Genomic DNA, 19,863 nt, shown 5'->3' with positions numbered 1-19,863 from the left:
TACTGTGATAGTAGTAACGGAGATAAAATCAAAATAGTTTTTTGGGAAAAAAATTTAGAAGAAGGGAAAATGGAGATATCTGTTAAACCGCTTGAAAGAGAAGAAGTAGAATCCTATCTCATTTGAAAATGCTCAGCGAGCGGATATATAAAAGCTTCAAATTAATTCTTGGCTAACGACTGTTCACTGACTACTATTCACTAATCAGAAGCGGGCGATGGGGATCGAACCCACGACGTCAAGCTTGGGAAGCTTGCATTCTACCGCTGAATTACGCCCGCATTTTGAATGAATTTTTCCTTCAATTGCGGGCAAAAGTCAAGAGTATTTTTTTTTACAGTTTATTTACAAAATTAAACTTTACTTTAAGCCAGATATGTTAATATGTATATAATTTAAAAGAGAGGTAATATCATGCCATTAGAAGCAAAATTAAGACTTAATGAAATAACAAAATCATATCTTGAAAAAAATTTTAATCTCATAGAAGACCCGCTTCCTGATGACCTGAAATACAAGAAAGTTGAAAAAGAGGGTAAAGTTACTGAGGCAAAACATTGCGAATATCACACTGATAAACTTTTCAAGGTGAAGTTCTCTGAGATAAACGCTGAAGACCGCATCTATATCCGCACATGTGTGATAGCCCCCAATGATGACTATGAATTTCCGATTTTTAGCTATGACAACAGCGAAGCCAGAAAATATATTTTCTTTATTTTTGATATGCATCCTCTGGCAAGAAATCCTGATTATATGAGGAAGTACATTGAGCCTCTTAAAAGTTTCCATGAGGAGTCTTTGAAAATTCCTTTTGTTGAAGGCGCAAAACAAACAATGGTTGACTGGGCAAAGGAATATGAATCAGGGGCAGGAGTATATTTAAGGTATTCAAAGGAATATGAGGAAAAAATTGAATCAATTTTCAAAAACTATCTAGAATTTTTTGTTAATACAGTTAAAGAGGCGAAGAAGATTTTATCTCCTGCTGTGAAAGAAGATATGATTAAATTTAAAAACACTTTTAGAAAGACTTATAAAGAAAAAGACCCGGGATTTGGTCCCATGAAGGCATTGTTTGGAGAGGAATGGGCGAAGAAATCCTTTGAGAATTTTCCCTTCTGATTAAACAGATTTTAGGAATATTACCTGAGTTAGCAATACTAATTCACTGTAATTTAGTTTTAAGCTCTGCAATCAAATAAGCCTGAAACCCTCAACAAAAAGCTTGACACTATCTCTTGCCTGAGGATAATAAAAGATAATAAGTTCAGCGCTTTAATTCAAAAATCTTTAATTCCAATTTGGTATAAATATTTTAGCTGGAGGTCAATGATGAAATTAAGAGGGAAAATAGAGAATTTAAAGGTTACATTAATTGTTTTGCTCTCATTTTCTTTCCTGGTTATTTTTTTATCAAATGCAAACAGCGCTAATGATTCTGAACTTTATTTTTCAAAAGGACTGCTTGCCTTTGATGAAGGCAGGTTTGACGAGGCGGCAATAGAATTTGAAAAAGCATTACAGATAGATTCTGAAAACCCAAACATTCTTTTCCAGCTTGGGAAAACATATAACAGATTAAAAAGTTTTGATGAGTCAGTAGAGCCTCTTGAAAAGGCATTGAAAATCAACCCGCAGATTAAAGGTATTAATTATGAATCAGGGGTTGCTTATTTTAATACAGGAGAGTTTGAGAAGGCTTTGAATGAGTTTGATATTACAATTGAAAAAGAACCTGAAAGAGGTGAGGGTTATTACTATAAGGCATTATCTCTTTTCCGTTTGGACAAATGGAACGATGCAATAACCTATCTACAAAAAGCCCTTGAATTGGTTCCTGAATACAAACTTTCCATCCATTATTATCTTGGAGTTTCATATTCAAGGGTTGAAGAAAATGAGAAAGCCCTGAAGGAGTTTGCAGAAGCCGAAAAACTGGGTGCAGGCTCAGATATTGGAGAATCAGCTAAAAAATTTGTTGATGCCATTACAAAACGGATTAATGCGAAAAAACGATGGAGTGTGAATGCATCTATAAGTTGGCAGTATGATGATAATGTGACCTTAAAGCCGTCTTCATTAGACAAGGCAAGAGATGAAGCAAAAAAAGGAATAACCCTTGGTAAAATTAAAGATAAAGGTGATTGGCGTGCAACCTTTAATCTTAGCGGGGAATATAAACTTGTTGATACAAAAGATTTCACATTTTCCGGAAGGTATAGTCTTTATCAGTCAGTGCACAGAAGGCTCAGGGCTTATAACATTACCGGAAACCAGATTGCTCCTACTGTTTCTTACAGAATAGCAGGGCCATTAAGAATAAACTTTTCTTATATTTTTGATTATTTTGAGCTTGACGAAGCAAGGTATTTGGAGTCTCACACCTTTTTCCCAAGCATTAATTTGGTCCTGTCAAAGTCAGCTTTATTGCAGGCGTTTTATCGTATTCAGGATAAGGATTATCTTCAGGACCCACATCACACACCTTCTGACAGAAGAGGTAGAAATTATGCCTTTGGGCTAAACCAGTATTACTTTTTTATGAGCAATAAGGGATATATTAAATTAAACTATGTAACAGAAAGAGAAGAAACAAGAGGCAGGGACTGGGACTATGTTGGCAACAGTCTCGGTACAGATATACAGATTCCGATGATTTTTGACACAAAAGTTCTTCTTGGTTTTAACTGGGATAAAAAAGATTATAACCATTTTAATTCAATTTTTGGTGACAGAAGGAAGGATCAGGAGTATGACTGGTCTGTTGAGGTTGCAAAAGACTTGGGAAAATATTATACTCTTTCAATAAGATTTAACAGAATTGTAAATGATTCAACGCTTGCTTTCTACAATTATGATAGAGAAGTTACCTCTTTTAATTTTACTGCAAGGTTTTAGGCAAAAATCTTTGCCTATGATTACAGCGATTTAAAAGAGATTACACAGATTACTGTAATTAGATTTGATAGGAGAATAAGAATGAGAACTAAAACAAAAATTGCGATAATGCTGGTTTTATTCTTGGTGGCAGTGTCACCGCTTTCTTACGCTGCAAAGGTTGCCGGGACTGTTATCTCAAAACAGGGGAAGGTGTTTGTTCTGCATGAAGGAGAGAATGAGTGGAAGGAGATTCTTCTAAGGGGCAAGGTATATGAAAAAGATACCATAGAGACAAAGGATAAATCAAAGGCAAAGATACTCTTTCTTGATGAAAGCCTTATGAACATTGGTGAAAACTCAAAGATGGAGATTACAGAGCAGAATTATGAGCCCGGGAAGAAAAGGGTTTCGCTGTACAATGTTTTTAGCGGTAAAGTCAGGGTCCTTGTTGGAAAAGTAAGCGGTGAGGAATCGAGGTTTGAGGTCAAAACTCCTACGGCTTTGGCTGCTGTCAGAGGCACAGAGTTTTTCGTCTGGGTTAAATCTGAAACATCAACGCAGGTTTTTGTTGTTGATGTTGAACCCGGCAAAGAGGTTGTGGTTGAAAACCTTCAGATACCCGGAGTGACAGTAACAGTATCAGAAAATTTTTCCACTTTAGTTGAGGCAGGTGCTCCTCCAAGCCAGCCAACACCTGCAACTGTAGAAGATATTAAACAACTTTTTCAGGATACTAATATTTCAGGTGGTACAGGTGGTGGAGGAACAGGCGGTGACACAGGTGGCGGTGGCACAGGTGGCGGTGACACAGGTGGCGGTGGCACAGGTGGTGATACAGGTGGCGGAACAGACGAGTTTACTGGAACTATCGATACTGGTACTGTTGGAGGGGATACAGGAGGAGGAACTCCTGGAGATATAGGAGGTATAACAGGTGATACCGGAGATACCAAGGGACAGGAAATTATAAGTACTCCTGCTGAAGGAGAAAACAAAGGGGAATCAACACCACCTGAAGTTCAAAAGCCAAAAGGGAAAATTATAATAAAGTTTTAACCAGAAATTTTAAGGAATAAAAATGAAAAAAACTTTCTCTTCTTTTCTGTCTTTTATAGCTGTTGCAGGAATACTGCTGAGTATTTTTAGCACAAAGATATATGCTGATGCGGACAAATCTCTTAGAGACAGTTCAAAAAACATTTCATTCCGGATAAACCCTGATAAGACTTCAATTAAGGTTGGGAAAAAGAAAAAGTTTTATGTGAAAGAGAAAAAAGATGGAAAGTTTGTCAGGGCTATAAATGGGTTGACATGGAGCGTGAATGGGATTCAAGGCGGGAATGATACATATGGGAATATTGATAAAAATGGTGTTTATTATGCTCCAAAAAGAGTTCCCTCTGTTAATCCTGTAAAAGTTTCTGTTAAAGGAGAAAATGGGAGCGCTGATTTTGCTTCAGTATTTGTCTATAAAAAGCTTAAGAAAGGGAAACTTGCTCTTAAAGCAAAATGGGTCAATAGAAATAAGATTGGGGTTTTTCAGAGCGAAAGCGGGATTCCTGAAGAAGTGAGAAACGTTAGAGGGACGGCAGTAAACAATTTAACAGATGAGAGTTATGGTCCTGTAACGGTTGATGTTAATGACAGGGTCTTGGAGTTTGGAAATGTCACGCTTGAAGGAAGTTATACTGTAACCCTTGAGGGGTTGGATTCATCGGGTAATGTGGTGTATCGTGGAGTACAAGAAGATGTAAAAGCAACAGCTCCCGGGGATAATTCTGAACCAGCGGTAATCTATATGACGGTTGTCGGAGGGGATGTTGAGGTTTCTGTTACTCCTGATTCAGCAGAAATGAACGCAGGGGAGTCAAAGGATTTTACAGCAACAGTTACAGGGGCTTTTATCACATCTGTAACATGGTCAATTGTTGGAGATGATGATTCTAAAGGAATAATTAACAGCAGCAGTGGGAAATATAAGGCACCAAACACCTTAGAAACAAAAACTGTTACCATTAAGGCAACAAGCGATGCAGACCCGACTAAATCTGCAACTGCCTCAATAATTATAATTCCCATTCCGACTACCACAACGACCACGACTACTACCACAACAACTTCGACTACTACAACTACAACGACAAGCACAACGACTACAACAGTTGCAACCTTTTTGATTTATGGAAAAGTAACTGACGTTCAGACACAGCAGTCAATATCTGACGCCACAGTAGGTGTAGAAGGAGTCGGAGATACATTGACAGATACAGATGGTGGATATAGCATTGCAGTCCCTGCAGGAAATTATAATGTCATTATCCAGAAACTGCAATATGACCCCTTTGCCTCAGATAATGTAGTTGTTTCTAATGACTCAGTTCTGCTTAATGCAGCCATTTCTCCAACAACACTGACAATCTCTGTTGGCAGTATCTCAGGCAGAGTTACTGATAGTGGCGGAAATCCAATTGAGGGAGCAACAGTTCAGATAAGTGGAGGGTTACAGACAAACGGAGTTTTTGCATCAACAATTACAAACAGTGACGGATCTTACACAATCGACTCAATTCCATTGAAAGATACAAATGGCGCTCAGATAACAAGCTATACTGCGAAGGCAGTAAAAAAAGGATATGGAATTTCTGAAATTTTACCTGTTGTTGCGGAAAATAAAAATACAGCTAATGTAGATTTTATTTTAAGTTCAGCTTCAACTTTCACCACGTACTTTGAAGATGATTTTGAAGAAGACACAGGATGGGTTGCTTATCCTGATTTAGGAGTTTTTTGGCATAGGGTGCAAAATGGCTCAGGAATAGTAAATACCCTTATTCCGGAGTTCGTAACATTGTCTCCTAATGATACTTCTAATGGAGCGATTCCTAATGCTTTTAGCGGACAATATTTATACTGGTTTGGAAGGGATATTGTTGGGAGTTATTTAGGTGTACAGGATGACACTGATTCAATAAAATCAGGAGGAACATCAACTATACCACATTCAGGTACTTTGACATCGCCTGAAATAGACCTTGCAAGTGCAATAAATCCTGTTTTGAGGTTCTGGTCGTGGTGGGAAATAGAGGGGGCTAATCCCAATGATACAGGATTTGATTTGATGACAGTTGAAATTTTAACAGATGGAGGGGAAACATTTGCTGAATTAATTAAATTGAATCCCTATTCTGACCCTGTGGTTGAAAACAGAAATGATAAACCCTATACTTCTGCAGGATTTTTTAAAGCCCCTGTATGGACTTTTTATGAAGCAAATCTTTCAGAATACGTTGGCCAGTATGTTATGCTGCGTTTTAGATTTGATACTGTTGATAGTATGTATAACGGATTCAGGGGATGGTTTATTGATAAGTTGAGTGTTGAAGAGATACCATTAGATTAGGTTGATTTTAATTCTTGCGTAAGTTTCTGTCATCTTTCAGACAGCATTCTTAAAATCTTTTCAGCCTTCTTTAATGCCTTTCCCCTGTGGCTGATTTTGTTTTTTAGGTTAACATCCATTTCTGCAAAGGTTTTGTTATATTTTGGGATAAGAAATATCGGGTCATAGCCAAAGCCGGATTTTCCTTTTAACTCTTTTGTTATAACTCCTCTGCAAATACTTTTTACAATATAAAATTTTCTGTCGGGCATTGCTACTGCAATAACACAGATAAATTTTGCTTTTCTTGAACTTACAGGAATATTTTTTAAAAGCTTAAGGATTTTCTGATTTCTTTCTTTATCTGAAATTTTTTTGCCACCAAATCTTGCAGAATGAACCCCTGGTTTTCCATCAAGAGCATCTATCTCAATTCCTGAATCATCAGCCAAAGCAATTGTTTCTGTCAATTCAGAAATTGTTCTGGCTTTCTTGAGTGCATTTTCTTTATATGTTTTAAATTGTTCTGGAATTTTTTTTATTTCCGGAAAGTCTTTCAGGGAGAGAAAATTTATTCCAAGATTTTTATAAAACTTTTTTATTTCTTTTGCTTTCCCTTGATTATTAGTAGCTATTATAATATACATATTTTCATATAATAGTAAGATTTTTATAAGCTGTTTCTTGAAATCAGATAAAACAATTTTATTTCTGAGTCAAGAGAAGAGAACAAGATGTCGGTTTTTTGAACAGAAGCAATATGGTATAACTTATTGAAAAAAAGATAGAAATGAGCTTTAAAAAAAGAATAGTAATCTTTTGTTCATTTTTTGGACATTTTTTTATGCAAATTGGAACAAATTGTGTTGACAAGCAGGCTATCAGATTTTATTTTAATTTAATATGAAGTAATTATTTGCCGAAAAAACAGATAGTTTTAAGGGAACTCCGGATTATGGATAGCTTTATAAATAAAATGGCACAAATTTTGCATAATATACTGGTGGGATGGTGTATATGAATAAAGTGTATAAAAATGTATTTAATTATTTAATATTGGCAATAATAGTATATTTGCTTGCCGGAAGTGTGGCTTCTGCTACCCCAACTGTATCTTTGGAGATAGAAGGCGGGTATTATGATAATGTAACAGAGACGTGGGTAACCAGTAGTTCAGAATTTACTTTGAAATTAATATTAACTGCCGGACCAAATGAAAATGCGCTTTATGGCCTTAATCTGGTTATTGCTGTACCTGGAAGCGAATCATCAATGAATAATGGTACTGTTTCTGTTGATGGTGGCGCTACTACAATTTCTTCATCAGCTTATAGCTGGGGCACTCCCCTATTCGATGAAGCCGATGTAGGAACATCACAATATCCATCTCATGATATTTTTCCTACATGGTTTGCTTTAGAAGAGATTAACAATGGAGGTTTAGTTTCTCTTCCACAAACTTTAACATTTGATATAGTTGTAGCAGGTTTTGATTGGGTCCATTTTGATGCCTACGGATTTTATGATGTAGCGACAGGGAAAAAGACTTCTACCACTATTAAAACCCATTCAGATTTTGTTCCTCCATCTCACGATGCTGAATATGTTGCTGAGGCAATGGCTGTTCCTGAACCATCAACTCTGTATCTTATGGCGTTGGGGATTTTAGCTCTAATTATTTACAGAAAAGAAACTTTTAAGAAAAAGCTTCAAGCAGTAAAAGCGCTTGTTTCCATCCGAAAAAAATAGTTCTTGCCAATTTTCTTTTTTAAAAATCCCTGAATTCAGATAAAAGAAATTTTAGCAACCTGTGAAAAGGTTAGATTGCTTCGCTTTGCTCGCAATGACAATGGATTAAGTTAATGACAATCTTTTAGATTTGCAGAAATAAAATCACCAGATTATTTCAAAAATATTCTGCAGCTTTTAAATTGACTTTTGCTTTGAGAGAGTTGATAATTTATTTCAAATGCACGGTTTAACCACTTCTTAAGAAAATAATTATACTGAAAAGGAGTCTGATAAATGGGGAATTCAAAAACTAAGGATGGAGGACCCGTCCAGATAAATATTCGCTGTGATGAGCATATTTCTCAGGGGGTTTATTCAAACTTTGCGAAGATAGCTCATACAGAAGATGAATTTACAATAGACTTCATTTATATTAACCCTGACCCTCCGTTTGGAAAATTACAATCCCGGATTATAACAAGCCCTGGTCATGCAAAGAGGTTTCTGATGGCTTTACAAGAGAATATCACAAAGTATGAAAATAATTTTGGAGAGATTAAAGTTCCCACGAAACCCCCCGGAGATATAGGGTATTTACAGTAAAGAAAAAATGAAATTTTATGGATTTTAGTGAAGAACAGATAGAGCGTTACAGCAGACAAATTATCCTTCCTGAAATCGGAGGCAAAGGACAGAAAAAGCTCCTTAATTCGAAGGTGCTTATAATAGGTGCCGGAGGGCTCGGTTCGCCATCTTCAATGTATCTTGCAGCAGCAGGCGTTGGAAAGATTGGAATTGCAGACAGTGATGTTGTTGACCTCAGCAATCTTCAGAGGCAGATTTTACATAAAACTGAAAATATTAACAGAAAGAAAGTTGATTCGGCGTTGGATACTTTAAAAGGGATTAATCCTGATATTGAAGTAGTTCCTTTAAATATCAGAATAGATTCAAAAAATATTATTGATATTATTGATGAGTATGATATCGTAGTTGATGGGAGCGACAATTTCCCTACTAAATTTTTGATAAATGATGCCTGTGTTATGAAAAAAAAACCTTTGAGCATTGCAGGCATATTGCGTTTTATGGGACAGATTCTCACCGTTGTCCCCGGAAAATCTGCCTGCTACCGCTGTGTATTTGAGAAACCGCCTGAACCCGGTTCTATACCTTCATGCCGTGAAGCCGGCGTAATCGGCGCTGTTGGAGGATTAGTGGGTATGATTCAGGCTACTGAGGTTATAAAGATGTTGCTTGGAATAGGAAAGTTAATTGACGGAATAATGATAGTTGAAACTATTGGAATGACATTGAGAAAGATTAAAATCCATCCCAATAAATCCTGCCCTGTATGCGGTGAAAACCCAACAATCACCGCACTTGAGGACTATGAATTGGTTTGTGAAAGGCGAGAGGATTGATTAGCCTTGACTGTCTCACAAAGTATTATGGAAATTTTCAAGCCTTAAAGAAAATCACCCTTAATATTTCAAAAGGGGAGTTTTTAGGGTTTTTAGGTCCTAACGGTGCAGGCAAAACAACAACAATTAAGATATTAACAGGGCTTGCAAAGCCATCAGATGGCAGAGTTACAATAGGTGGTTTTGATGTCGTCAGAGAACCATTAAAGACAAAAAGCATTGTTGGATATATTCCTGATAATCCATATCTGTATGAAAAATTAACAGGAAGGGAAATGCTGCGGCTTGTCGGAGTTATATATAAGATGAATAATGTTAATATTGAAAAAAAATCTGAGGGGTTTTTTGAGATGTTTGGGTTGTCTCAGTACGGAAATGAGCTTATTGAGAGTTATTCCCATGGAATGAAACAGAAACTGGCAATAAGCATGGCATTAATCCACGAACCAAGGGTCCTTGTTGTTGATGAACCGATGGTTGGTCTTGACCCTCAGGGGGCAAAAATAGTCAGGGAATTGTTCAGAGGGCTTAGCAGAAATGGAACAACCATATTCATGTCAACTCATATAATGGAGGAAGCAGAGAAGCTGTGCGACAGAATAGGAATCATAGCTAAAGGAGAATTGGTAGCTGGCGGAACAATTAAAGAGCTGTGGGAAAAATCAAACCAGAAAGATGGCAGGCTTGAAGAGATTTTTCTGGAGCTTACAGACACTGTCACAAGTTAAATTGTATGACTCGTTTAAATTTAATCCCTCTCTTATATATTAAGATATTATCAATAAAAAATAACCTTAAAACCCTTTCAAAAGAAGGGGTTTTTAAATTTTCTTTTCTGCTCATTGTTGCATTTCTGTTTCTTGTACTTGATTATTTCTTTTTTTACAGAGTTATAAAATATATTTTTTCTCTTGAAGATACAATAGGAAGTATTCTTATCTTACAACTGCTGAGAGTAATTTTCATTACTTTTCTCTCAATGCTTTTCTTCTCCAATATTATCGCTTCACTGTCTACATTATATATTTCATCAGATCTGGAACTTCTTATGAACTTGCCGGTTCCAAGCTATTCAGCTTTCATTTTTAAGTTCATTCAGACTCTTTTTAACAGTTCTTGGATGATAGCAATGTTCGGCTTCCCGATATTTCTTGCGCTTGGAAGAATATATGGAATGGAATTAAAATTTTATTTTATCCTTCTTTTTCTTTTTATCCCGTTTGCAATGCTTTCAGCAAACGCAGGAATTCTGATTACAATGTTTCTCGTCCGTCTTTTCCCTGTCAGGAAGACTTACCAGATTATGACATTTCTTGGGGGGATATTTGCCATAGGGCTTATATTTTTAATAAGATTTTCTGAGCCTGAAAAACTTTTGGGGAGGAAAGTTACAGATGACATGATAGTTTCGTTTTTAAAAAGCCTTGAGGTTCCGGACTACTGGTTTCTTCCAAGCACATGGGCAACTGAGGCAATCAGGTACTCTCTTGATGGAAGGTATATAGGAACATATAAAATGCTATGGCTTTTTTACGCCACCAGTATCATTACATTTGCTGTTGTGGTTTTCATAGCATCAAAAATCTATTTTCATGGAGTGATAAGATCCAGGGAATCAAACAGCTTCAGGCTGTTGCCTGATGGGTTAAAACAGAATGGAATAAAAGAAAAAGTTCTCAGAAAAAATAATTCAATACGGGGGAACTTTCTTGAAAAAGATATTAAATTGTTTTTAAGGGACCCAACCAAATGGTCTCAGATTTTCATGCTTCTTGGACTGGTAGTAATTTATTTTTTTAATATTTACAACCTGCCTCTTGATACATTTTTTTTGAAAAACCTTGTTTCCTTCATGAATCTCGGGCTTGCAGGGTTTGTGCTTTCTGCCCTTGCTGTTCGCTTTGTATATCCTGCAATAAGCCTTGAGGGACAATCAATGTGGATACTTATTTCAGGTCCTGTTGATTACAAAAGCTACATATGGGGGAAATTTTTTATATTTTTTGTCCCTTTATTGCTCATATCAGAGAGTCTTATTGTGATATCCAACCTTATCCTTGAGGTTGACAGTTACATGATGCTTCTTTCAGTAGTTACGATGTTTTTCATAACTCTGGCAATTGTTGGATTGGGTGTTGGTTTTAGCGCAATATATCCAAAGTTCAGGTTTGAAGACCCTGCACAGGTTTCAGCAAGTACAGGCGGAATCCTGTTTATGATAATAAGCCTGGTATATGTTGGTTTGACAATTGTTCTTGAGGCAGGTCCTGTATATTCATACTTTAATTACAAGGTTTTTTACAGAAATGTAGGAGGTATGTGGGTTTATTTTTCGTACCTTGGTATTGTTATTCTGAGCATAATAACTGCGTATTTTCCACTCAGGGCTGGGATGAAGCGTTTGGAGAAAATTGAAATATAGAAGAATTTACAATATTTTTGTATTGACAATTATTTGTTTTTTAATAGAATATAGAGACTAAGATTTTAGCATAGATCTTATCAAGAGTGGCTGAGGGAGCGGCCCGCTGAAGCCACAGCAACCGGTCCTGAAAAAAACAGGATGCTGGTGCTAATTCCGATCCCGAGAAGAATTCGGGAGAAGATAAGAGGAGTTTTTATTTAAAAATCCTCTTCATACCCTGAAGAGGTTTTTTTTTGGTTTATGAAGGAGTAAAAATGGATAAGGTAAAGGGATTGATATGCAGGGAATGCGGCAGTGAATATCCTGCAGACCCAATCCACGTGTGCGAATTCTGTTTCGGACCATTAGAGGTAAATTATAATTATGAGAATATAAAGAAGAAATTAACGAGAAAAGAAATTGAAAAGGGTCCAAAGAGCCTGTGGAGATACATAGACCTATTGCCAGTCAAGGGAGATGCTCTGGTTGGTTCCAACGCCGGATTTACCCCGATGGTAAAGGCAAAAAACCTTGGGAATAAACTCGGGCTTGATGAACTCTATTTAAAGAATGATACAGTAAACCATCCGACCCTTTCATTCAAGGACAGAGTGGTTGCAATAGCTCTGACAAAAGCTAAGGAGTTTGGTTTTGATACAGTTGCCTGCGCTTCAACCGGAAATCTTGCGAATTCTGTCGCTGCGCATGCTGCTGAGGCAGGGCTTAAATGCTATGTTTTTATCCCGGGAGATTTGGAAGCAGGAAAAGTACTTGGAAGCTTGGTCTACAATCCAACTCTTGTTGCGGTTAACGGGAACTATGATGATGTAAACCGGTTATGCAGTGAGATAGCAGGAGAGTACAGGTGGGCATTTGTAAATATAAATATAAGACCATATTATGCTGAAGGCTCAAAAACACTTGCCTATGAAACAGCAGAGCAGCTTGGCTGGAGAGCCCCTGACCAGGTTGTTGTTCCTGTTGCTTCTGGTTCTCTTCTTACAAAGATATGGAAGGGATTCAAGGAATTTCAGATGCTCGGGATAATAAAAGAACTTCATACAGTAGTCAATGGAGCGCAGGCATATGGATGCTCTCCTGTTGCTGCAGCATTTAAGGCAGGGACTGAATTCATAAAACCTGTCAAACCAAATACAATTGCAAAATCCATTGCAATCGGCAACCCTGCGGATGGGTACTATTCGCTTAAGGCGGTAAAGGAGAGCAAGGGAGTTTTTGAGACAGTAACTGATGATGAGGCGGTTGAGGGAATTAAGCTTCTTGCTGCAACAGAGGGAATATTTGCAGAAACAGCAGGAGGTGTAACTGTTGCAACCCTTAAAAAACTTGCAGAGGCGGGGAAGATAAAAAAGAGAGATATGACAGTTGCGTACATAACAGGTAATGGTCTTAAGACACAGGAAGCGGTTGTAAACTCTTTATCATCGCCTTTAAAAATAGAGCCGCATCTGAGTGATTTTCAGGAGAAGTTGAATAAGCTGGAAAGTTAGGTCATAGGTCATAGGTTATAAGTTATAAGTTAATTTTTAGGAGGATTTATGAGTGTTAAGGTTAGGATTCCAACTCCTTTAAGAAAACTTACAGGAGATAAATCTCTGGTTGAATGTGATGGGAAAAACATAGGTGAGTTGATTGAGGAGCTTGAAAAAAACTTCAAGGGAATAAAGCAGAGGCTGTGTGAGGAGGATGGAAACATCAGAAGATTTATTAACATATATCTTAATGATGAAGATATCCGTTTTATGGAAGGGAAGGATACCCAGCTTAAAGACGGTGATGAGGTATCCATTGTTCCGGCAATTGCAGGAGGCAGCAGGGGAATAAGATGTCTAACTTAAAAGTCAAATTAAGGTTTTCAGGGGATATAATAAAAGAGCCTGTCATATACCGCCTCTGTCACGAATTTAAAGTAATAACAAATATCCGCAGGGCTTTGATTGAGGAGAGGAGCGGATGGATTGACTTTGAGCTGACAGGTGAGATGGATGAGATAGAAAGAGCAATTGAATGGCTGGAAAAACTTGACATCAGAGTTGACCCGATTGAAGGGGACGTTGTTGAATAAAATCAAAAGTCAAAACCCTGAACCCTGAGCCCTTCCTGAAAAATGCTTGAAATTCCAAAAAAGATTTTTGAAGAAATGATTGAACATCTAAGGTCAGAATTTCCCTTTGAGGGATGCGGGGTTTTGGCAGGGAAGAGGAATAAGGTTGAAAAATTAATCAGGTTGACAAATACAAAAAAGAGCCCTACCGCTTATTTGGCTGACCCTTTTGAACAATTGAATATGCTCAAAGAGATTGAAAGGGAACAGATTGAAATGCTTGCTATTTATCATTCACACCCCAATAATGAAGCCTATCCATCAATGGAAGATATAGAAAAGGCATTTTACAATGAGCAACTTTATCTGATAGTTTCTTTTCTTGATAAAAAGAATCCTGTTGCCAGAATTTTTAGCATAGTAAACAGAGAAATTTCTGAAGAGAAATTTAAAGTTTTTTAAATCCAGATTTGATTATTGTAATTTCTTTTTACATTCCCGGCGGTCTAATAAGTTTTTCCTTTGGAGGTGTAACTGCTATGTAGTCCACAAGGCTCCCGTCCACAAACCAGAAAAACTTTTCCTCTTTTTCATACACCCACTCATAAACAGGCTTCTTATTTTCATTATCTGACCTTGCCTCAGGGAATATCAGTATGTAGGAAGGATTTCCGTTTTCAGAGAAAATTTTTTTCTGGTCAGGGCTTAGCTTTGACTCCTTTATTATAACCTTTTCCCATATATTAGGTTTTTTAAATGTTCCGGACTTTAGGTATCTGACACTATTAAAACAACCGGAAAAAAGAAAAAGGGAGAAACTTATAAGAATTAGAAAAGAAAATTTAATTGCTTTTGTTAAATTCATAAGAAATTTTTATTACATCAATGTCTGAAAAATAGCAATATTTTTTAAGTTTTGGAATAAGAGGGATAAACAGGCTGGTAATTAAAGGGGACAACCGTCCCATTTAATTCTTATTGTTAAGGCTATCCAAAACGCGCGGAAACCAAAATTGATAAGTGATAGTATTCATCAACCTTCCCCTTTCTTCATGTTAACAAACTCTGCCATGAAAAGCATTGACAAAAGGCAGACAATGTCGTAAATTTATAATGTGAAGGTTTTTCGATGGGATAATGAGAAGAATGAATGGTTAAAGGAAAACCGAGGAATTAGTTTTGAGCAAGTCGTTATTCTGATGGAACGTGAGGATGTTCTTGAAACAATTGAACACCCAAATCAAAATAAGTATTTGGGTCAAAAGATCGCAACAGTCAAGGTTGATGATTATGCCTACCTCGTTCCTTATGTTCAAGAAAGTGATGAAATATTCTTAAAAACCATTATCCCCAGCAGAAAAGCCACAAACAAATATGCGAGGGAACAAAAATGAAAAAAACGGTTTTAGGCGCTGAAGAAAAAGATATTTTAGAGTCTTACGAGCGCGGAGAATGGAGACCCATCAAAAATCCAAAGGCTGAGATTAAGAAGCTGCGGGAATATGCAAGGAATACACTGCAAAAAGACAAGAGAATAAATATTAGAATGTCGTCAAAGGATTTGAATCAAGTACAGGTTATCGCTGCTCAGGAGGGCATTCCTTACCAGACGCTGATATCCAGCATCATTCATAAATATGTATCAGGATATTTATTAGAGAAAAAGAGAGCTTAACAAAACACTCCGCAGGATGTGGAGAAACTACCGCCGCACCTGAGAGTTCAATCGTTAGGTTTACTCAATTAAGAAAATGAAGAAAACAGATATTGAACAAGTTAAGGAGATAATAGCCAACAGTGGCAATAACTTTCACTGTACGGTTTTAGACCGCCTGAAAGAAAAAGGATGGACTGTCTTAATAAGTCCTTATTATAATGATAACGTTTCTGACAAACCAAGAGAAATAGATTTAATTGCAGAAAAAGCGTTTGATATAAAAAGATCGGATGGGAAGTTAATTGGTACTGACACTGTAAATGTTAAATTATTTATTGAGTGTAAATATATCCCTCAAAAGATTGTATTATGGTTTCACGATAAAGATCGAGTAAAAGCCGAGCATTTAGTTTTAAAAATCACTCCGCTTCAAAAAAACAATATATACACAAAGGATCATCATTACCTAAGAGATGATAGCGTTGCAAAACTATTTGCTGATGAAAAAAAGCAAAAAACAGAAAATGAGATATTTTATAAAGCTCTAAATCAAAGTCTCAATTCAATGGTTTACTACAGAGGAAGCGAATCAATTATTCCTAAAAATAGAGAATCTATTAAATTCAAACTTGATTACCCAGTCATTATATGTAACGACTTTAATAACTTGTACAGAGTTGATATAGGCTCTAGTGATGAACCGGTTATTATTAATGATAATTTTCAATTAGAAGTAAACTATGCATATTTAGATTTATCCAAGAAGCACAGTAATGAATATTTTCTAATTGATATCGTATCCTACGGTAAAATAGATGCATTCTTGGAAGACTTACAGAAGGATGTAAATATTGTAATTTTTATCAAGGATTTTTAAAATTACACTTATCACTCACCGATTCACTGTGCCCTTAATACTTTAAACTTTTTAATATTGCTTCTTCCGTACCTTGTCATCACCCTGACTGAAACAGTTCTCCCTTTTTTACCTACAAACATATCAGGAACATCAACTGTTATGCTATCATTGTTCCATTCATAATAATCAGCTTCTGTATCGCCAAACATTACCACATTGGCATAATCCTCTTTCCCAAAGTTCTCTCCGCTGATTACAACCTCTGAACCAATTGCACCTGTCTAAATAGATAAACCTGTAATATGGGGAATAGGTTTTAAGAATTTGAAAGGTATCTGATTGCTCTCATTCCCCAAAGCTGTGGCAACTTTAACCTTGTAAATTCCCTGCTTTAATTCCCACGGCACAGAAACAACAATCTCATCATCATTCCAGCTTTCAACATCTGCCATTTTCTTTGTTCCAAGTCTTGCAAAATACACAATCCCTTCCTCACCACAGAAATCAATCCCGCTTATTGTTATCTCATCAGCATAAGTTCCTTTTGTCGGGCTGATTCCTGAAATCTCAGGACTTTTGTTAGAACAGGGGATTGTGGTGGTGGTGGTAGAGGATGTTGTCGTAGTTGTTGATGTTGACGTTGTTGTACCTGCATCTGTTGATGTCGTCGTAGTTGAAGTTGTTGTAGTTGTCGTAGTGGTGGTTGGTATTGAGCCGTATTCATAAGCTCCTAAATCAATAGCAATGCCTGCAATTCTTTGGTTCCCATCTTTATCGCTTTGCAATGAATTCAGAACTTTTGCAAGTAAGTTGCTATCCGTAGTAAATAGTCCTTTAAATATATCAGAGTTAGGGTCAAGTCCTTTATCAATAGCAACCGAACCAGCTCCTAACCTGAAATCAGAGTCTGTAAAGTTCAGGTTCCCTGCACTGGGCTGAATGTTGTCCTTTTTGATAATAACATAAGACGATTCATTTAAAAGATTCGTGTAATCAATATAGTTGTTATAGACATTACTATTTCCTCCAAAATAAATATCTGATGAATTATCCGCAAAAATATTATTTATAAAATTACCTTTACCATAAATACCACCACCGTGACCATTGTAGCTATAGTAGCCATTATCAGTATTTCCTGAGATGATTGAGTTTGTTACTGTTACACCACCATCGCCACCGCTGTAAATACCACCACCATAACCGTAATCGAAGGGATAGCTGCTATAAGCTCTATTTTCTGAGATGATTGAGTTTGTTACTGTTACGCCGCCACCGCTGTAAATACCACCACCATCATTGACGTTATAGCCACCGCCGAAACTTGCATCATTTCCTGAGATGATTGAGTTTGTTACTGTTACACCACCATCGCCACCGCCGTAAATACCACCACCGTCATCATAAGCTCTATTTTCTGAAATGATTGAGTTTGTTACTGTTACGCTGCCACCGCTGTAAATACCACCACCGTTACCATTGTCGATATAGTAGTCTTGAACAGTATTTCCTGAGATGATTGAGTTTGTTACTGTTACGCCGCCACCGCTGTAAATACCACCACCTTTACCATTGTAGCTTTTGTCGCCATTATTAGTATTTCCTGAGATGGTGGAGTTTGTTATTGTTACGCTGTTGCCGCCGTAAATACCGCTGCCGCCACTATTTTCTGAGATGATTGAGTTTGTTACTGTTACACTACCATCGCCACCGCTGTAAATACCGCTGCCGCCACTATTCCCTGAGATGGTGGAGTTTGTTACTGTTATGCTACTACTATAGCCACCGCTGTAAATACCACCACTACGGTAGCCAGAAGCCTTTCCATTTTTAACAGTAATGCTGTCGATTGTAAAAGTAGCAGCTTTTGTATTTATATAGTTAAGCACCTGATGTATATTCCCTCCATCAAGAATAACGTCATTATAGGTTAATCCATCTTTTGCCTTGATAGTAAGATTGTACGCTTCAGTGTCTGAAAACTTGAAAGTTCCTATGCCGTCATCTGTGGTTTTATAAGTTCCGGCATCTAAAATAATTGTGTCATCTTCTCCATTTACTGCAGCATTTTCAAGAGCCTGTCTGAATTCAGAAATGTTTTTTACATTAAATGTAGCCGCAAAACTATTACTAATAAAAAGTAAAACTAATATGATACCAACATACAGAACCAGAACGGATTTTACTTTACGCATGAAATGTCTCCTGCGCGAGATTAGAAAATAGAATACGCAAATTTAAAATATACCTATAAGCAAACAAGTCAAGATAAAAACACATAATAATTGTTGATAAATTAGATGAAATTAAAGGGGTTGTCGTACTATCTCAATAATTCGGTAACTTTTTGGAGCTTATCAAAAGGTGTTTCAGAGATTTCTGAAAAAGCTAGAATATTTAGAAATCTCTGGAATCAGAGTTCACCCTCTTCCACTTCCTTAAAACGACTTCCTTCTAACCCATCATCTTTTCTCCTTTACATTAAAAGATTTTTATTTATACTTACTGAACATTTATAATTGACATATATGATAGTTTATAAGCAAGGAGTATGAGGATTAGGAATTTGGTTTATCTTGATTACAATTGTTTTCAGCGCGGGTTTGATGACCCTCGTCAAATCAAGATTCAACTAGAAGCTTTAGCATGCGAAGAGATTTTTTCAAAAGCCGAAAAGAAAGAAATCGAGTTGGTGTGGTCTTTCATGCATGAAGATGAAAATATCCTATGTCCTTTTCTTGAACGAAAGATTGAAGTTTATCGCCTTTCGGCACTCTGTAAAATCAGAATATGCCCGGAAAAAGAAATATACAATCTTGCTAAAGATTTTCAGCATAAAGGAAAATTATCTGCAAAAGATGCTATACACTTGGCATGTGCCTATAATACAAAATGCAGTTTTTTTCTAACATGCGATGACGAACTGATAAGAAAAGCTAAAAGATTGAATCTTGATATAAAGGTTTTGAATCCAGTAGATTACATAAGGGAGGTTTAAAAAGAATGAAGACAAAAACAATGGATGACGCGGAAATTAAATTTAAGGGCATAGAAGCATTAAATAAAACACTTGGGACTACTGCTGCTTTCAGATTTCTTACCCTTCTTCATCGCGAACCTACTGATTATGTAGAAATATCCAGACGTCTTTATGAAGGACAGACAATAGAGGATATATTTAAAAGGGCTAAAAAGCTTTGGAAACAACAATACCCTGCCCACAACAGCAGATAACAAAGAGAAGAAGAGGGACGTTGTTGAAAAATCAAATGAGCAAAATTATGAAAGATAAAATGCTAAGCTCAATAAGAAAAATTAGAACAAAAGATTATTACCATGCCAAAAACTTATCTACTAATGAGTTGATCAAATATTATCATCAAAAAGCCAAAGAGTTTGACAAATTAATCGAAGAGCAAAAACCAAAACACAGGGTTAGAAAAGTTAGCTGACTCCAAAAG

General features: G+C 36.7%; 22 protein-coding genes, 1 tRNA gene and 1 other annotated feature. Of the genes, 19 read left to right on the top strand and 4 right to left on the bottom strand.

What is annotated here, in order from left to right; translation table 11 throughout:
* Nucleotides 1-209: 209 nt before the first annotated feature.
* Nucleotides 210-281, bottom strand: a tRNA-Gly gene (locus A3H37_07055).
* 133 nt (nucleotides 282-414) lie between these two features.
* On the opposite strand from A3H37_07055, the gene A3H37_07050 reads away from it, so the two are divergent.
* The 4 genes from A3H37_07050 (at nucleotide 415) to A3H37_07035 (ending at nucleotide 6,283) form a co-directional block, all read left to right on the top strand.
* Entirely contained in the window at nucleotides 415-1,125 is a 711-nt protein-coding gene (locus tag A3H37_07050; GenBank protein ID OGL49427.1) for a hypothetical protein, read from the top strand.
* A 210-nt stretch (nucleotides 1,126-1,335) separates the two neighbouring features.
* The gene (locus A3H37_07045; protein ID OGL49426.1) at nucleotides 1,336-2,901 is read left to right on the top strand and encodes a hypothetical protein; all 1,566 of its coding nucleotides are present in this window, start codon (nucleotides 1,336-1,338) and stop codon (nucleotides 2,899-2,901) included.
* A gap of 81 nt (nucleotides 2,902-2,982) precedes the next feature.
* Entirely contained in the window at nucleotides 2,983-3,939 is a 957-nt protein-coding gene (locus A3H37_07040; protein OGL49425.1) for a hypothetical protein, read from the top strand.
* Nucleotides 3,940-3,961: 22 nt separating this feature from the next.
* Nucleotides 3,962-6,283 (top strand): hypothetical protein, encoded by a 2,322-nt coding sequence (locus A3H37_07035; GenBank protein ID OGL49424.1) that lies wholly within the window; start codon nucleotides 3,962-3,964, stop codon nucleotides 6,281-6,283.
* 29 nt (nucleotides 6,284-6,312) lie between these two features.
* Here A3H37_07035 and A3H37_07030 read toward each other — a convergent pair whose 3' ends face one another.
* Nucleotides 6,313-6,909, bottom strand: a complete 597-nt coding sequence (locus A3H37_07030; GenBank protein OGL49423.1) for a non-canonical purine NTP pyrophosphatase, RdgB/HAM1 family — start codon at nucleotides 6,907-6,909, stop codon at nucleotides 6,313-6,315.
* A 370-nt stretch (nucleotides 6,910-7,279) separates the two neighbouring features.
* Between A3H37_07030 and A3H37_07025 the strand changes: the two genes are divergently transcribed.
* The 9 genes from A3H37_07025 to A3H37_06985 all read left to right on the top strand — a co-directional run bounded on the left by A3H37_07025 (nucleotide 7,280) and on the right by A3H37_06985 (nucleotide 14,348).
* Nucleotides 7,280-8,011, top strand: coding sequence for a hypothetical protein (locus A3H37_07025; protein ID OGL49422.1), 732 nt, complete (start codon nucleotides 7,280-7,282; stop codon nucleotides 8,009-8,011).
* A 276-nt stretch (nucleotides 8,012-8,287) separates the two neighbouring features.
* A complete protein-coding gene (locus tag A3H37_07020; GenBank protein OGL49421.1) occupies nucleotides 8,288-8,596 on the top strand; it encodes a hypothetical protein in 309 nt (102 codons plus the stop codon).
* A gap of 17 nt (nucleotides 8,597-8,613) precedes the next feature.
* Entirely contained in the window at nucleotides 8,614-9,417 is an 804-nt protein-coding gene (locus A3H37_07015; GenBank protein ID OGL49420.1) for an adenylyltransferase, read from the top strand.
* Nucleotides 9,414-10,145, top strand: a complete 732-nt coding sequence (locus tag A3H37_07010) for an ABC transporter (GenBank protein ID OGL49419.1) — start codon at nucleotides 9,414-9,416, stop codon at nucleotides 10,143-10,145. Before A3H37_07015 ends, A3H37_07010 begins: the two co-directional genes overlap by 4 nt.
* Nucleotides 10,146-10,150: 5 nt before the next feature.
* Nucleotides 10,151-11,839 (top strand): hypothetical protein, encoded by a 1,689-nt coding sequence (locus A3H37_07005; protein OGL49418.1) that lies wholly within the window; start codon nucleotides 10,151-10,153, stop codon nucleotides 11,837-11,839.
* Nucleotides 11,840-11,913: 74 nt separating this feature from the next.
* Nucleotides 11,914-12,029, top strand: a binding site (SAM riboswitch class I).
* A gap of 67 nt (nucleotides 12,030-12,096) precedes the next feature.
* The gene (locus A3H37_07000; protein ID OGL49429.1) at nucleotides 12,097-13,332 is read left to right on the top strand and encodes a threonine synthase; all 1,236 of its coding nucleotides are present in this window, start codon (nucleotides 12,097-12,099) and stop codon (nucleotides 13,330-13,332) included.
* Between the two features lie 48 nt (nucleotides 13,333-13,380).
* The gene (locus A3H37_06995; GenBank protein OGL49417.1) at nucleotides 13,381-13,680 is read left to right on the top strand and encodes a molybdopterin synthase sulfur carrier subunit; all 300 of its coding nucleotides are present in this window, start codon (nucleotides 13,381-13,383) and stop codon (nucleotides 13,678-13,680) included.
* Complete coding sequence (locus A3H37_06990; protein OGL49416.1) at nucleotides 13,668-13,907, top strand: FeS-binding protein; 240 nt, start codon at nucleotides 13,668-13,670, stop codon at nucleotides 13,905-13,907. The genes A3H37_06995 and A3H37_06990 overlap by 13 nt, the downstream gene beginning before the upstream one ends.
* Before the next feature lie 42 nt (nucleotides 13,908-13,949).
* Nucleotides 13,950-14,348, top strand: a complete 399-nt coding sequence (locus A3H37_06985; GenBank protein ID OGL49415.1) for a hypothetical protein — start codon at nucleotides 13,950-13,952, stop codon at nucleotides 14,346-14,348.
* A 28-nt stretch (nucleotides 14,349-14,376) separates the two neighbouring features.
* On the opposite strand, the gene A3H37_06980 is transcribed toward A3H37_06985, so the two are convergent.
* Entirely contained in the window at nucleotides 14,377-14,751 is a 375-nt protein-coding gene (locus A3H37_06980; protein OGL49414.1) for a hypothetical protein, read from the bottom strand.
* A 250-nt stretch (nucleotides 14,752-15,001) separates the two neighbouring features.
* Here A3H37_06980 and A3H37_06975 point away from each other — a divergent pair, with 250 nt between their 5' ends.
* The 3 genes from A3H37_06975 (at nucleotide 15,002) to A3H37_06965 (ending at nucleotide 16,420) form a co-directional block, all read left to right on the top strand.
* A complete protein-coding gene (locus A3H37_06975; GenBank protein ID OGL49413.1) occupies nucleotides 15,002-15,280 on the top strand; it encodes a toxin in 279 nt (92 codons plus the stop codon).
* Nucleotides 15,277-15,561: an antitoxin gene (locus A3H37_06970; GenBank protein OGL49412.1), complete on the top strand. Its 285-nt coding sequence runs from the start codon at nucleotides 15,277-15,279 to the stop codon at nucleotides 15,559-15,561. The genes A3H37_06975 and A3H37_06970 overlap by 4 nt, the downstream gene beginning before the upstream one ends.
* A gap of 76 nt (nucleotides 15,562-15,637) precedes the next feature.
* Nucleotides 15,638-16,420 (top strand): hypothetical protein, encoded by a 783-nt coding sequence (locus A3H37_06965; protein OGL49411.1) that lies wholly within the window; start codon nucleotides 15,638-15,640, stop codon nucleotides 16,418-16,420.
* A gap of 263 nt (nucleotides 16,421-16,683) precedes the next feature.
* Here A3H37_06965 and A3H37_06960 read toward each other — a convergent pair whose 3' ends face one another.
* Complete coding sequence (locus tag A3H37_06960) at nucleotides 16,684-18,597, bottom strand: hypothetical protein (GenBank protein ID OGL49410.1); 1,914 nt, start codon at nucleotides 18,595-18,597, stop codon at nucleotides 16,684-16,686.
* A 356-nt stretch (nucleotides 18,598-18,953) separates the two neighbouring features.
* Here A3H37_06960 and A3H37_06955 point away from each other — a divergent pair, with 356 nt between their 5' ends.
* From A3H37_06955 to A3H37_06945, 3 genes are read left to right on the top strand one after another with little or no spacing between them, the layout of a single operon-like run.
* Nucleotides 18,954-19,400 carry a hypothetical protein gene (locus tag A3H37_06955; GenBank protein OGL49409.1) on the top strand — a complete coding sequence of 149 codons (447 nt, stop codon included), beginning with the start codon at nucleotides 18,954-18,956 and terminating at the stop codon, nucleotides 19,398-19,400.
* Nucleotides 19,401-19,405: 5 nt separating this feature from the next.
* Nucleotides 19,406-19,636, top strand: a complete 231-nt coding sequence (locus A3H37_06950; protein OGL49408.1) for a hypothetical protein — start codon at nucleotides 19,406-19,408, stop codon at nucleotides 19,634-19,636.
* A gap of 23 nt (nucleotides 19,637-19,659) precedes the next feature.
* Nucleotides 19,660-19,854, top strand: a complete 195-nt coding sequence (locus tag A3H37_06945) for a hypothetical protein (protein OGL49407.1) — start codon at nucleotides 19,660-19,662, stop codon at nucleotides 19,852-19,854.
* The last annotated feature ends 9 nt before the right edge of the window (nucleotides 19,855-19,863 follow it).

The sequence above is a fragment of the Candidatus Schekmanbacteria bacterium RIFCSPLOWO2_02_FULL_38_14 genome, from assembly GCA_001790855.1.
In the GTDB taxonomy this organism is placed as follows: Bacteria; Schekmanbacteria; GWA2-38-11; order GWA2-38-11; family GWA2-38-11; genus 2-02-FULL-38-14-A.
Note: the sequence above shows the minus strand (reverse complement) of the source record. Positions and strands in the feature narration are given on the sequence as shown.